Here is a 14,258-nt window from a genome sequence, read left to right as displayed (position 1 = left end):
TCGTGCGATGGGATATGACTACCCGCTACATCCACCCGCTGAACCGCGTTCCGCCCAACATGTTGGGACGGGCGCGGCCGGCGCGATGGAGGGTCAGGACAGCTTGCCGCCGTAGTCCGGCAGCTTGACGGTGAGCTCGGCGTGGCCGCCGACGAGGTCGCTCTGGTTGTTGCCGACGTTGGCGATGATCGTGTAGCCGCGGGCCTCGATCTCGGCGCGCTTGCCCGTCTTGTACGCGCTCACCTCGTCGAACAGGTCGGGCAGGTCGCGGACGTACAGGCCCGAGACCGGGTAGCCGACGGCCTTGAGGTTGCGCTCGGTCAGGGAGTACACGATTCCCGGGCGGGCCGTGACGAAGAAGATCGCTACCCCGTGGTCGTTCGCGTACCGGGTCAGGTCGCGGACCTTGGAGATCGCGGGGGTCGGGAAGGTCCAGAACCAGTGGAAGTCCGTCTCCAGCGAGCTGTTGTCGATGTCGAGCACGATCGCGGGCTTCTCGCCGGCGGGCGCGGCGGCGATGCGCTGCTCGATGGCGGGGCGGGCCGCGTCGACCACGGCGGCGACGTCGCGCTGCCAGGTGGCGTAGTCGATGCCCAGGATCGCCGCGTTCCCGCCGGGCGCGGACGCGGTGACGGTCCGGGTGACGGGGGCCGCCTCGGCCGCGGTGGCGGGCAGCAGGGTCAGGACGGCGGCCGCGACGGCCACGCCGGCGGCGGTGGCACGCGTGGTGCGGGTCGTGCGGGTGCGGCGGGTGCTGCGCATGGGGGGACGCTCCTCGGTCGCGCATTGGCATGTACGCGACCAGGGTTGGCCAGATCCGACTCCATGTCTACTGGCTGGTAGGAAACTTTTCGTGGCTGGATGATGAATCCCCGTGGATCTTGGTGAATCGCAGCGGATTGTGGTGGATCGGCGGGGACGGCGAGCGGCGGATCGCGGTGGACGGCGAGCGGCGGATCGCCGGGAACGCGCCTACGTGTCGCACTCCAGCACCGTGCGGCACAGCCCGCACCGCGCCCGGAGCGGCCCGCGCACCGCGACCCGCAGTCGCTGCCCGCACACCGGACAGGGGAAGTTCACCCGCAGCCCCGGACCGGCGCCGTCCGGCTCGAAGCGGTACGCCGACCCGTCCGCCGGGAGCGCCCCGGTGCGCCGTGCCTTCGCGTACCGGCGCCGCGCCTGCGGTCCGGCGGCCGCGAGCGGGGCCCGGCGCCGCTCCCGCTCGGCCAGGGCGCGGCCGCGCACGTAGGCCTCGTACGCCTGCGGGCTGGTGAACCAGGTGGAGGGGTCCTCGCCGAACAGGCCGGCGCGCCGTGCCAGGACGTAGCCGAACTCCTCCGGGGTGAGGTAGCCGAGCTTCTGGTGGGTGAGCGCGTCCTCGCGGTAGGCGTCGAGCAGCAGCCAGCCGGCGCCGAGGTAGGCGGCGGCGGTGTCGGTGAGGATCTCGTTCTCCGCGGTGGTGGGGAAGCCCAGGCCCAGCCGGTGCAGCAGGACGTGGGTGACCTCGTGGGCCAGGGCGGCGGCCAGGTCGCGCCGGTGCGTGCGGAAGCGGTCGCTGACCTCGACGAAGTACTCGGGACCCGCGGCCAGTTCCACCGAGGCGGCGTCCCGCATCGGCCGGAAGGCGACCACCATGCGCGCGTCGGGCAGCCGCAGCGCGCGCACCATCGCGGAAGCCACCCGGTGGGCCCCCAGGTGCAGGTCCTCGTCGGCGCCGAAGGCCGCGTCGGCGGGGGCGAAGCTCGTGTCGTAGGCCCGGATCCCGTCGGGGGACAGGCGGCGGAACAGCGCCGTGATCGCCGCGCGGACCGTCTCCAGATGCGGAAATCCGTGCTCGACCGGGCTGCTGTGCCTGCTGTTCTGCGTCATGCCGCCCCCGGGGCCGGAAAGTGTCCGAAAACGCGTTCTTGATGCCCGTCATACGTTCGATGTGTCATGGACTCGTCATTCACCCGATGACGCGCACGGCCCAACCCCCCACGAAAGGCAGTGTGTTGACTGTGAGCACCCTTGTGCGGTTCATGAAACGAACCCTCGCGATCGGCGCGGTCGCCCTCGCCGCCGTCAGCCTCCAGCCCACCAGCGCCGGAGCCTCCACCGCACCCGTCGTCGGCGGCACCCGCGCCGCCCAGGGCGAGTTCCCCTTCATGGTGCGCCTCTCCATGGGCTGCGGCGGCGCCCTCTACACCCAGCAGATCGTCCTGACCGCCGCCCACTGCGTGAACGGCTCCGGCAACAACACTTCCATCACCGCCACCGCCGGAGTCGTCGACCTCAACAGCTCCAGCGCCATCAAGGTCAAGTCCACCAAGGTCCTCCAGGCCCCCGGCTACAACGGCTCCGGCAAGGACTGGGCCCTGATCAAGCTCGCCCAGCCCATCAACCAGCCCACCCTCAAGATCGCCGAGACCAAGCAGTACGACAACGGCACCTTCACCGTCGCCGGCTGGGGCGCCACCCGCGAAGGCGGCGGCCAGCAGCGCTACCTGCGCAAGGCCACCGTCCCCTTCGTCTCCGACGCCAGCTGCCAGGCCTCGTACGGCAGCTCCCTCGTCCCGGCCGAGGAGATCTGCGCCGGCTTCGACGCGGGCGGCGTCGACACCTGCCAGGGCGACTCCGGCGGCCCGATGTTCCGCCGCGACAGCGCGAACGCCTGGATCCAGGTCGGCATAGTCAGCTGGGGCCAAGGCTGCGCCCGGCCCGACTACCCCGGCGTCTACACCGAGGTCTCCACCTTCGCCGCCGCGATCAAGAGCGCCGCGGCCACCCTGTAGCACTCGCACCGCGTCCTTCCGGCCGGGCCGGAACCGGCCGGAAGGACGCGGAGGCGGCGACGGCGATGAGGGCGGCCCCGACATCACCCGGCGCCCCTTCGGCCGGGACACACCGCGCATCGTCATCGTCACCACCTTCGACCTCGACGCACATGTCCGCGCGGCGCTCCACGGCGGAGCATCCGGCTCCCTCCTGAAAGACGTCGGCCCGGCCGTGCAGGTTGAAGCGGTACGGGAACGCCCCGGCGGCACCCCCACCGCCGCCCCACCCCCGAAGGCGGCCGGCTCGGCACCGCGACCCCGCCCCCGTGACCAGAACCCGTCTCACGGACCGACTGCCCGAGGAAACACCCGCGCCCGCCACGTATTCTCGGGAACCATGAACAACAGCGACATCGACAACGGGATCGACGAGTACGTCGCCGCCGAACTCGCCCGCCTGCGGGACAGCATCGACAACATCGACGCGGCCGTCGTCCACATGCTCGCCGAGCGCTTCAAGTGCACCCAGCAGGTCGGCCACCTCAAGGCCCGGCACCAGCTGCCCCCGGCCGACCCCGGCCGCGAGGCCAGCCAGATCGCCCGGCTCCGCCAGCTCGCCGAGAACGCCAAGCTCGACCCGGCCTTCGCCGAGAAACTCCTCAACTTCATCATCGCCGAGGTCATCCGCCACCACGAGACGATCGCTGCCGGCGAAGAGTGAGCGGCCTCGGGGAAGTAGGGCACGTCCCCGTACCCCACTTCCCCGAGGCCGCTTAGCCCGCGCTTAGCCCCTGGGGGACGCCGCCGCCGTCAGGCAGCATGGGCCTCATGTCCGCACTGACGCGCAACGAAGCGCAGCTCCGAGCCCAGCTCCTCGACGTCCACCACTACGCCGTCACCCTCGACCTCACCGGCGACGACGACACCTTCGACTCCACCACCGTCATCCGGTTCAGCGCCCGCACCGCCGGAGACACCTTCCTGGAGCTGAAACCGGACGAACTGCGCTCCGCGGCCCTCGACGGCCACCCCCTCGACCCGGCCGCCCTCGACGGCAGCCGCTTCCCCCTCACCGGCCTCACCGAGGGCCCCCACGAGCTGCACCTCGACACCCGCATGCGCTACTCCCGCACCGGCGAGGGCCTGCACCGCTTCACCGACCCCGCGGACGGCCAGACGTACGTCTACAGCCAGATGTTCATGGACGACGTCCAGCGGGTCTTCCCGGCCTTCGACCAGCCCGACCTCAAGGCCGTCTTCGAGTTCACCGTCACCGCCCCCGCGCACTGGACCGTCCTCGCCAACGGCATCACCACCCGCACCGGGGAGCGCGACAGCGACGGCGCCGGCATCTGGCGCTCCGCCCCGACCCCCGTCATCTCCACCTACCTCGCCGCCGTCGCCGCCGGCCCCTGGCACAGCGTGACCACCGAGCACGCCGGACTGCCCTTCGGCATCCACTGCCGCCGGTCCCTCGCCCCCCACATGGACGCCGACGCCGACGAGATCCTGTCCATCACCAAGGACTGCTTCGACCGCTACGCGCAGAAGTTCACCGAGCCCTACCCCTTCGACTCCTACGACCAGGCCTTCGTACCCGAGTTCAACGCCGGAGCCATGGAGAACCCCGGCCTCGTCACCTTCCGCGACGAGTTCATCTACCGCTCCGCCGTCACCGACACCGAACGCCAGACCCGCGCCATGGTCATCGCCCACGAGATGGCCCACATGTGGTTCGGCGACCTCGTCACCCTCGCCTGGTTCGACGACATCTGGCTCAACGAGTCCTTCGCCGAATACATGGGCTACCAGACCCTCACCGAAGCCACCCGCTTCACCGACACCTGGACCGAATTCGGCGTCACCCGCAAAGCCTGGGGCTACGACGCCGACCAGCGCCCCTCCACCCACCCCGTCGCCCCCGACCCCGACGACGTCCCCGACACCGCGTCCGCCCTCCTCAACTTCGACGGCATCTCCTACGCCAAGGGCGCCTCCGCCCTGCGCCAGCTCGTCGCCTGGCTCGGCGAGAAGGACTTCCTCGCCGGCATCAACACCCACTTCGCCCGCCACAAGTTCGCCAACGCCTCCCTCGCCGACTTCGTCGACTCCCTCGCCGCCCACACCGACCGCGACGTCCACGCCTGGGCCGAGATCTGGCTGCGCACCACCGGCATCGACACCCTCACCCCGCGCATCGAGGAGAGCACCGACGGCGCTCCCGGCTGGACCCTCACCGTCGACCGCCACGGCAGCCGCCCCCACCACATCGCCGTCGGCGTCTACGACCACGACCCCGCCGACGCGGGCCGCCTGCACCTGCGCGAACTCCTCGACCTCGACGTACCGTCCGGCGAAGTGGTGTCCGAGAGCGGCCCCCGCCCCGCACTCCTCGTCCTCAACGACGGCGACCTCAGCTACGCCAAGGTCCGCCTCGACGAAACCTCCGTCGAAACCGTCCTGCGCGGCCTCTCCCGCATCCCCGAACCGCTCACCCGCGCCGTCGTCTGGAACTCCCTGCGCGACATGGTCCGCGACGGCGAACTCGACCCCCGCGACTACCTGGCGACCGCCGAGGCACACCTGCCCGAGGAACACGACCTGGCCATCGTCCAGGGCGTCCTCACCTTCGCCCGCACCCAGATCGCCACGCGCTACGTCGCCCCCGCCGACCGGACCGCGGCGCTGGCCACCATCACCTCCATCGGCCGCGCCCTACTCCGGCGCTCCGAGGACGGCTCGGACCCCGGGCTGCGGCTGACCGCCGTACGGACCCTCATCGACAGCGCCACCCAGCCCGAGACCGTGGCCGCCTGGCTCGCCGACGACTCCGTCCCCGGCGGCCCCGAACTCGACCCCGAGCTGCGCTGGCGCATCCTCGCCCGGCTGGCCGTCCTCGGCGCCGTGGGAGAGGCCGAGATCGACGCCGCGCTCGCCGCCGACCCCAGCGCCACCGGTGAGGAAGGCGCCGCCCGCTGCCGCGCCGCGCTCCCCACGGCACACGCCAAGGCCGCGGCCTGGGACCGCCTCTTCCACGACGACAGCCTGTCCAACTACCTCCTCAGCGCCACCGCCCAGGGGTTCTGGCAGCCCGAACAGGCCGATCTCGTACAGGAGTACGTGGAGCGGTTCTACCCGGAGGCCGTCGCCCTCGCCGGCCGCCGCGGGCCCGCCATCGGCGAGGCCATCGGACGCTGGGCCTTCCCCGCGTACGCCGTCGACGAGGCCAACCTCCAGGCCGGCCACGCCTGTCTCGCGGGCCCGGACATCCTCCCGCTCCTGCGCCGCAAACTGGTCGACCAGCTCGACGACCTGGCACGCGCACTGCGGGTCCGCACCGCGTAGCCCCGCAGTTCCGGGACGGGCCAGGGGCGGGGGGAGCTCCCCCCGCCCCTGGCCCCGCCAGGGCGGCGGCCGGAAATCGACGCCGGACGGACTCCGGCGGTTACCCCATTCGGGTCGGATCGTTGTACCGGCCGGGTGCCCACCACCCTGCCACGGACCAACGCCCCGGAGGACCCGGATGACCGCGCCGCCCGGTACGCCGACCCCGCCGCCCCCCCTCGCCGGCGGCCCCGGCGGCGCCGAAGCCATGCGGCCCCTCCTCGACACGGTCCTCGACGCACTGCACAGCGGAGCCCGGGAGCGCGGCGGGCCGCTCCCGGCCGGCGGGCCGGACGGGCTCGCGGCCCGCGTCCAGGCCGCACTGGGCGACGTACTCCCCGAACACGGCACCGGGGACCACGAGGCGCTCCGGACCCTCGTGCACACCCTCGCGGCCGGCGCCGCAGACCCCGCCGACCCCCTCTGCGCAGCCCACCTGCACTGCCCGCCCCTCGCCGTCGCGGCCGCCGCCGACCTCGCCGCCAGCGCCCTCAACCCCTCCCTCGACTCCTGGGACCAGGCCCCCGCCGCCTCCGCGATCGAAGCCCTCCTCACCCGCGCCCTCGCCGCCGAGTTCTACGACACCCCCCACGCCGACGCCCTCGTCACCACCGGCGGCACCGAAGCCAACCAACTGGCGCTCCTCCTCGCCCGCGAACGCCACGGACCCGGGCTCACCGTCCTGCACGGTGCCAACGCCCACCACTCCGTCCCCCGCGCCGCCTGGCTCCTCGGCCTGCCCCCCGCCGTCGCCGTCCCCACCCCCACCGGCACCCTCGACCCCGCCCGCCTCGCCGAAACCCTCGCCGCCACCCCCGGCCCCGCCCTCGTCACCGCCACCGCCGGCACCACCGACGCCGGACTCATCGACCCCCTCCACCGCATCGCCGACCTCTGCGACCGCCACGGCGCCGACCTCCACATCGACGCCGCGTACGGGGGACCACTGGCACTCAGCCCCCGCCACCGCGACAAACTCGCCGGACTCGACCGCGCCCACTCGATCACCGTCGACCTGCACAAACTCGGTTGGCAGCCCGTCGCCGCAGGCCTCCTCGCCGTCCCCGACACCGCCCTGCTCGCCCCCCTCGCCCACCAGGCCGACTACCTCAACGCCACCGACGACACCGAAGCCGGCCTGCCCGACCTCCTCGGCCGCTCCCTGCGCACCACCCGCCGCCCCGACGCCCTCAAGATCGCCACCACCCTGCGCGCACTCGGCCGCGACGGCCTCGCCCGCCTCATCGACCACACCTGCGAACTCGCCCACCACCTCGCCGCACTCCTCGACGCCCACCCCGGCTTCGAACTCCACGCGGCCCCCACCATCACCACCGTGCTCTTCAGGCCCACCCACGCCGATGACACCCAGGTCGCCACCCTGCGCCGCACCCTCCTGCACGAAGGCCGCGCCGTCCTCGGCCGCACCCACGCCGACGGCCGCCTGTGGCTCAAAGCCACCCTGCTCAACCCCCACACCACGGCGGGGGACCTGGACACCCTCATCGCCCTCCTGGAAGGCAGCGCCCACCGATGACCGCCCAGCTCGATGCACCCCACGACCTCGTCGGAATCGGCATCGGCCCCTTCAACCTGTCCCTAGCGGCCCTCGCCCACGGCCTGCCGCACCAAGGAGCCGGCGAACTCGCCACCGCCTTCTACGACCAGCGCCTCGACTTCCGCTGGCACCCCGGACTCCTCATCGACGGAGCCACCCTCCAAGTCCCCTTCCTCGCCGACCTGGTCACCCTCGCCGACCCGGCCAGCCCCTGGAGCTTCCTCAACTACCTCAAACACAGGGAACGGCTCTTCCCCTTCTACTTCGCCGAGCAGTTCCACATCCAGCGCGCCGAATACGACGCCTACTGCCGCTGGGTCGCCGGCCGCATCCCCGGACTCCACTTCGGCCACCAGGTCGACGCCGTCCGCTGGAACCCCGAACACGACCTCTTCGAAGTCGACTTCACCCAGCTCGACGACGACGGCGAAGCCGAAGCCCTCGGCCGCACCTACACCCGCAACCTCGCCCTTGGCATCGGCACCGCCCCCTACGTCCCCGAACCCCTGCGTACCCTCGCCGAAGCCCCCACCGTCCCCGTCATCCACTCCGCCGACTACCTCGACAACCGGCAGCGCATCCTCGGCGCCGAACACGTCACCGTCATCGGATCAGGCCAGTCCGGCGCCGAAGTCTTCCTCGACCTGCTGCGCGCCCGCCCCGCCGGCCGCGAACGCCTCACCTGGCTCGCCCGCACCCCCTCCTTCGCCCCCATGGAGTACTCCAAACTCGGCCTCGAACACTTCACCCCCGACTACACCCGCTACTTCCACGCCCTCCCCGAACCCGTCCGCGACAAGCTCGTCCCCGCCCAATGGCAACTCCACAAAGGCATCGACGCCGACACCATCGCCGCCATCCACGAAGAGCTCTACCGCCGCACCCTCCACGGCGGCTGGCCCGACACCGTCCTCACCCCCGGAGTCAGCGTCCGCACCGCCGGCCGCGTCGCCACCACCAAAGTCGAACTCCACCTCGAACACATCGAGCAGGGCGCCCGCTCCCGCATCACCACCGACGCCGTCATCCTCGCCACCGGCTACCGCGAACGCCCCCTCGGCCGCCTCCTCGCCGCACTCGACCCCTACCTGCGCAAGGACTCGGACGGCCGCCCCCGCATCGACGACCGCTACCGGATGATCACCGACCCCGCCGTCACCGGCAGCATCTTCGTCCAGAACGCCGAACGCCACAGCCACGGCGTCGGAGCCCCCGACCTCGGCCTCGCCGCCTGGCGCAGCGCCACCATCCTGAACACCCTCACCGGCAAGAACCCGTACCCCCAGCCCGAACGGACCGCCTTCACCACCTTCGGCCTCGAACAGCGGGAGCACACCCGCCCCCGGCCGGCAGGCGAACTCCGCCCCCTTGTCGACCACCCATAGGCCCTGTCGTCAAAGTCCCGCCTGGCCCGCGACGCCCAGCACCGCACCTCGCCGCGTTGTCGGGGCGCCCAAGTACGTCCAGTACTCGGGCGCCCTTCCGCCTTGCGATGCACGGCACCGGACGCCGCGGGCCCTACCGGCGCTGCTTTGACGACAGGACCTAGGGCCCACCACGCCCGCCGCGTACATTCCCGGCATGACGATGCTCCTCCTCGACGGCGGGCCGGTCGCCCCCGACGCACCGGTCACCCGCACCGGCGGCGTACCCCTCGCCCCCGCCGAGACCACATGGCCGGCCTGCGCGGCGTGCGCCGCACCCCTGCAGTTCCTCGCCCAGATCCACCTCGGCGACCTCCCCGGCACCGCCACGCCCTCCCCGGGCGTACTGGCCCTGTTCATGTGCGCGAACCGGCCCGGACGGTGCGAACAGTGGAGCCCGACCGCGGGCGGCAACCTCGCCCTCCTGCTGCCGGCCGACGGCCTGGAACCCGTACCGGCCCCCGACGCGGACGAGGACCTGCTCGGACTCGGAGCCGTCCGCGCCGCCGTACCCGCCACCACGGCACCGGCCGCCGCCACGGTCCTGGGCCGGCTCGGCGGCACACCCCAATGGCTCCAGGACGAGGAGACACCCCGCTGCCCCGGCTGCGCGCGCCCCATGGACTTCGCCGCCGAACTGACGGAAGGCCCCGACCCCGTCACCGCCATGAACTTCGGCTCCGGCCGCGCCTACGCACACACCTGCACCCCCTGCGGCCGCGCGGCACTCCTCTGGCAGTGCTGACCGCCTGACCGGCGGCATCACCCACGACGCCCCACCCGCACCCCGGGCCCGGCGCCGGCCCCACGCAGACGGCCGGGACCCGCCACGGCAGGCCCCGGCCGCACACCACCGCGAACGGACTAGAACACCGGCACCCCGGCCCGCGTCAGACGCCAGTCCACCGAAGCGAACTGCGACGGGTCGACCGTCCCCTTCGCCTTCACCCACTGGATGATCGTGTTGCGGATCTCGTCCGAGTTCGCCCACAGCTGCTTCGCCTGCGGCACGTGCGGGAACGCCCCGCCACCCGACGCCCGGTAGTTGTTCACCGCCAGTACGAACTGCCCCGCCGGATCCAGCGGCTTGCCCTGGAACGACAGACCCGAGATCCGCGAACCCACCGGCTGCGCGATGTCGATGTCGTACGACAGCCCGTACACGGAGTCGTAGTTGTAGTCCGGCGTGCCCTCGGAATTGGTCAGCTTCGCCGGATCCACCACGTCACCGGGCGCCGTCCGCACGTAGTACCTCGCCGAGTACTCCAGATAGTCCTTCAGCTGCGCACCGGTGAGCAGCCGCGCCTCCATGGTGTTCTCGAACGGATACAGACCGGCCGCGTCCTTGATCGTCACCTGCCCGGCCGGGATCGACGCCGTCCGCGAGAAGCACGACGCCTGCGACAGCACCGGCAGCGCCGCCCACTGCGTACCGGACAGCGCCGCCTTCACCGTCTCCGCCTGCACGTGGTTGATCAGGTCGATGATCGCCACGTCCTTGAACGGGCCCTCCGCCGACGACATCGCCTGCGTCGAGGTGCCTATCACCTGGTTCACGTACGCCACGACCTTGCGGTGCTCGTCCGACAGCAGCCCCGTGATCTTCGGATCCTCCGCGGCCGTGTTCGAGTTCAGCACCCTCGCCGCGACCTTCGCCACCGACCAGCGGCCCTTCGCCCACGTCAGCTCGAAGTCGAACAGCGTCAGGCGCTGCCCCCACTTCAGCGGCTCCGACAGCACCACGTCCTTGCCGGTCGCCTTGTTCTTCACCCGGTACTCGGGAATCTCCGTGTGCGCGTGCCCCACCAGGATCGCGTCGATCCCCGGCACCTGCTCCGCCACCAGACCCGCCGCGTTCTCGACGTACGGCAGCTGGTCACCGTAGGACGACAGCCCGCTCGACCCCGAGTGCGCCGACACGATCACCACGTCCGCACCCATCGAACGCAGCTTCGGAACGTACTTCGCCGCCTGCTCCTCCAGGCCCGGGAACGTCATCTTTCCCTGCACGTTCGCCTTGTCCCAGATCGCGATACCCGGGTTCGTCAGCCCCAGCACCGCCACCTTCACGTCCCGCCCGTGCGGAGTCCGCAGCCGGTGCATGCTGTACGGCGGGAACGCCGGCCGCAGCGTCTTCGCGTCCAGCGCGTTCGCGCCCAGCAGCGGGAAATCGCACTGCTCCTCGAACTTGCGCAGCACCGGAATGCCGTAGTTGAACTCGTGGTTCCCCAGCGCCGCCGCGTCATAGCCGATCGCGTTCATCGCCTGCGCCATCGGGTGCACCGGACCCCGCCGCGCCGTGATCGGATCCACCTTCGCGTAGTAGTACGAAAGCTGCGTGCCCTGGATCGTGTCACCCGCGTCGATCAGCAGCGTGTTGCACCGCCCCTTCTCCGCACGCACCTGGTTCACCAGGGTCGAGATCTTCGCCAGACCGACGTCGTTGTGCGCCTTGTCGTCGAACTCCTTGTCCGTGAAGTAGTCCCAGTTGAAGACATTCCCGTGCAGATCGGTCGTACCCATCACCGTGAACGCATACGTACGCGGACCCGCCTGCGCGGCCGCCGGGGTGCTCGTGGCCCCCGCCAACGCCACGGCCGCACCTGTCGCGGCCGTGGTCCCCAGAAAAGTCCTGCGGTCGAACGCCATGCCATCTCCCCTTTTGAGGCGTGAACAACGCGCGTAGATTCTGACCCACGGGTAACAAGCAGCAACACCCCCACCAGGTTTCGATCCGATGACCACACCCGTACGAGCGACGGTGCGAGAGTGAAACCATGACCCAGGACGCATCGCACCAGCCCTACGGAACCCCCGAAGTACCCCGCGTCGCCGTCCGCGGCGAAGCCCGCATCGAAGTCGACCCCGAGATCGCCCGCATCGGCATCACCGTCAGCGCCCGCGGAACCGACCGGCGAACCGCCCTCGAAGACCTCACCCGCCGCAACAACGCCGCCCTCGACCTCATCAAGAGCTACGGCGACCCCGTCGAAAAACTCGAAACCGGCGCCTTCTCCATCAGCCCCGAACTCACCCGCCACGGCCGCGGCGAACGCATCCGCGCCTACCACGGACGCGTCCACATCACCGCCGAACTCAGCGACTTCACCGCCCTCGGCGAACTCACCACCCGCCTCGCCGACCTCGAACTCACCCAGATCGACGGCCCCTGGTGGGCCCTGCGCCCCACCTCACCCGCCCACGGCCAGGCCCGCCGCCAAGCCGTACTCGAAGCCGTCCAGCGCGCCCGCGAATACGCCGAAGCCCTCGGCGCCCGCCTCGCCGCCCTCGTCGAACTCGCCGACCTCGGCGCCGAGAACGCCGCCCCCTTCCAAGGCGCCCCCGGCGCCACCATGCGCACCATGGCCTTCAGCGGCTCCGAAGACGCCGGCGCCCCGCCCCTCGACCTCGAACCACAGCGCCAGACCATCTACGCCCAGGTGAACGCCCGCTTCACGATGACCCCGCCCCAACTGTGAGGCACAGCTCCGAAATGCAGCCCTGAAAGCCCACCACCGGACGCCCCGGGGGTGCTCATCGGAGCACCCCCATGCACATTCAACAGTTGTCAACAACCTTTTGCCCAAAGGTTGTTGAGTGGACACCCGGAACCAATTTCCTACTGCCTGGTAGGGGAATACGCTCGCCTCATGCGCCGAGCGAAAATCGTATGTACCCTGGGCCCCGCCACCGACTCATACGACCAGATCAAAGCCCTGGTCGAAGCCGGAATGGACATCGCCCGCTTCAATCTCAGCCACGGCACCTACGCCGAACACGAAGAGCGCTACCTGCGCGTACGCAAGGCCTCCGACGAGACCGGCCGCAGCGTCGGCATCCTCGCCGACCTTCAAGGCCCGAAGATCCGCCTCGGCCGCTTCCGCGAAGGCCCCGTACTCCTTGAACGCGGCGACGAGTTCACCATCACCGTCGAAGACCACGAAGGCGACCGCCACACCTGCGGCACCACCTACAAGGGACTCGCCACCGACGTCACCCCCGGCGAACGCATCCTCGTCGACGACGGCCGCGTCACCCTCGAAGTCACCGGAATCTACGGCCCCCGCGTCCACACCCTCGTCGTCGAGGGCGGCATGGTCTCCGACCACAAGGGCCTCAACCTCCCCGGCGTCGCCGTCTCCGTACCCGCCCTCTCCGAAAAGGACATCGACGACCTCCGCTGGGCCCTGCGCACCGGCGCCGACGTCATCGCCCTCTCCTTCGTCCGCAGTGGCCGCGACATCGAAGACGTCCACCGCATCATGGACGAAGAAGGCCGCCGTCTCCCCGTCATCGCCAAGATCGAAAAGCCCCAGGCCGTCGAGAACATCGACGACATCGTCGCCGCCTTCGACGGCATCATGGTCGCCCGCGGCGACCTCGGCGTCGAAATGCCCCTGGAACAAGTCCCGATCGTCCAGAAGCGCGCCGTCAAACTCGCCAAGCGCAACGCCAAACCCGTCATCGTCGCGACCCAGATGCTCGACTCGATGATCGAAAACTCCCGGCCCACCCGCGCCGAAGCCTCCGACGTCGCCAACGCCATCATCGACGGCACCGACGCCGTCATGCTTTCGGGCGAAACCAGCGTCGGCAAATACCCCGTCGAAACCGTCCGCACCATGTCACGGATCGTCGAAGCCGCCGAAGAAGACATCCTCGACAAGGGCCTCCCGCCCCTCACCGAACGCAACAAGCCCCGCACCCAAGGCGGAGCCGTCGCCCGCGCCGCCGCCGAAATCGGCGACTTCCTCGACGCGAAATTCCTCATCGCCTTCACCCAGAGCGGAGACACCGTCCGCCGGCTCTCCCGCTACCGCTCACCCATCCCCCTGCTCGCCTTCACCCCCGACCCCGCCACCCGCTCCCAGCTCAACCTCACCTGGGGCGTCGAAACCTTCCTCGGCCCCCACGTCGACTCGACCGACGCCATGGTCGCCCAGGTCGAAGAAGAACTCCTGCGCATCGGCCGCTGCGTGACCGGCGACGTCGTCGTCATCACCGCCGGCTCGCCCCCCGGCGTCACCGGCTCCACCAACCTCGTCCGCGTCCACCACATCGGCGACGCCGTCCGCTAGCACGTCACACGCACCGCGTCGGGCCGGGAAAGCGCCCGCCCGACGCGGACACGCCGAG

General features: G+C 71.0%; 11 protein-coding genes. 8 read left to right on the top strand and 3 right to left on the bottom strand.

Annotated elements, in window-relative coordinates:
• Positions 1-93: 93 nt before the first annotated feature.
• Complete coding sequence (locus tag OG429_RS11155) at positions 94-762, bottom strand: HAD family acid phosphatase (protein WP_328925149.1); 669 nt, start codon at positions 760-762, stop codon at positions 94-96.
• Between the two features lie 210 nt (positions 763-972).
• Positions 973-1,869, bottom strand: a complete 897-nt coding sequence (locus tag OG429_RS11150) for a hypothetical protein (RefSeq protein WP_328925148.1) — start codon at positions 1,867-1,869, stop codon at positions 973-975.
• A 152-nt stretch (positions 1,870-2,021) separates the two neighbouring features.
• Here OG429_RS11150 and OG429_RS11145 point away from each other — a divergent pair, with 152 nt between their 5' ends.
• The 6 genes from OG429_RS11145 (at position 2,022) to OG429_RS11120 (ending at position 9,867) form a co-directional block, all read left to right on the top strand.
• Positions 2,022-2,774: a S1 family peptidase gene (locus tag OG429_RS11145; protein ID WP_405680071.1), complete on the top strand. Its 753-nt coding sequence runs from the start codon at positions 2,022-2,024 to the stop codon at positions 2,772-2,774.
• Positions 2,775-3,153: 379 nt separating this feature from the next.
• On the top strand, positions 3,154-3,477 hold the full coding sequence (locus OG429_RS11140; protein WP_328925146.1) for a chorismate mutase: 324 nt from the start codon (positions 3,154-3,156) through the stop codon (positions 3,475-3,477).
• Positions 3,478-3,584: 107 nt separating this feature from the next.
• Positions 3,585-6,101: an aminopeptidase N gene (gene pepN / locus OG429_RS11135; RefSeq protein WP_328925145.1), complete on the top strand. Its 2,517-nt coding sequence runs from the start codon at positions 3,585-3,587 to the stop codon at positions 6,099-6,101.
• Positions 6,102-6,279: 178 nt separating this feature from the next.
• On the top strand, positions 6,280-7,677 hold the full coding sequence (locus tag OG429_RS11130) for a pyridoxal phosphate-dependent decarboxylase family protein (protein ID WP_328925144.1): 1,398 nt from the start codon (positions 6,280-6,282) through the stop codon (positions 7,675-7,677).
• Positions 7,674-9,083 carry a lysine N(6)-hydroxylase/L-ornithine N(5)-oxygenase family protein gene (locus tag OG429_RS11125; RefSeq protein WP_328925143.1) on the top strand — a complete coding sequence of 470 codons (1,410 nt, stop codon included), beginning with the start codon at positions 7,674-7,676 and terminating at the stop codon, positions 9,081-9,083. The genes OG429_RS11130 and OG429_RS11125 overlap by 4 nt, the downstream gene beginning before the upstream one ends.
• A gap of 196 nt (positions 9,084-9,279) precedes the next feature.
• Positions 9,280-9,867 carry a DUF1963 domain-containing protein gene (locus tag OG429_RS11120; protein ID WP_328925142.1) on the top strand — a complete coding sequence of 196 codons (588 nt, stop codon included), beginning with the start codon at positions 9,280-9,282 and terminating at the stop codon, positions 9,865-9,867.
• A gap of 119 nt (positions 9,868-9,986) precedes the next feature.
• Here the strand turns inward: OG429_RS11120 and OG429_RS11115 are convergent, their stop codons facing one another.
• Positions 9,987-11,771, bottom strand: a complete 1,785-nt coding sequence (locus OG429_RS11115; protein WP_328925141.1) for a bifunctional metallophosphatase/5'-nucleotidase — start codon at positions 11,769-11,771, stop codon at positions 9,987-9,989.
• Between the two features lie 128 nt (positions 11,772-11,899).
• On the opposite strand from OG429_RS11115, the gene OG429_RS11110 reads away from it, so the two are divergent.
• Together OG429_RS11110 and pyk are read left to right on the top strand one after the other, a co-directional pair.
• On the top strand, positions 11,900-12,601 hold the full coding sequence (locus tag OG429_RS11110) for an SIMPL domain-containing protein (RefSeq protein ID WP_328925140.1): 702 nt from the start codon (positions 11,900-11,902) through the stop codon (positions 12,599-12,601).
• Between the two features lie 171 nt (positions 12,602-12,772).
• Positions 12,773-14,200, top strand: a complete 1,428-nt coding sequence (gene pyk / locus OG429_RS11105) for a pyruvate kinase (protein WP_328925139.1) — start codon at positions 12,773-12,775, stop codon at positions 14,198-14,200.
• Positions 14,201-14,258: the final 58 nt, after the last annotated feature.

It is taken from the genome of Streptomyces sp. NBC_00190, assembly GCF_036203305.1.
GTDB lineage: Bacteria > Actinomycetota > Actinomycetes > Streptomycetales > Streptomycetaceae > Streptomyces.
Note: the sequence above shows the minus strand (reverse complement) of the source record. Positions and strands in the feature narration are given on the sequence as shown.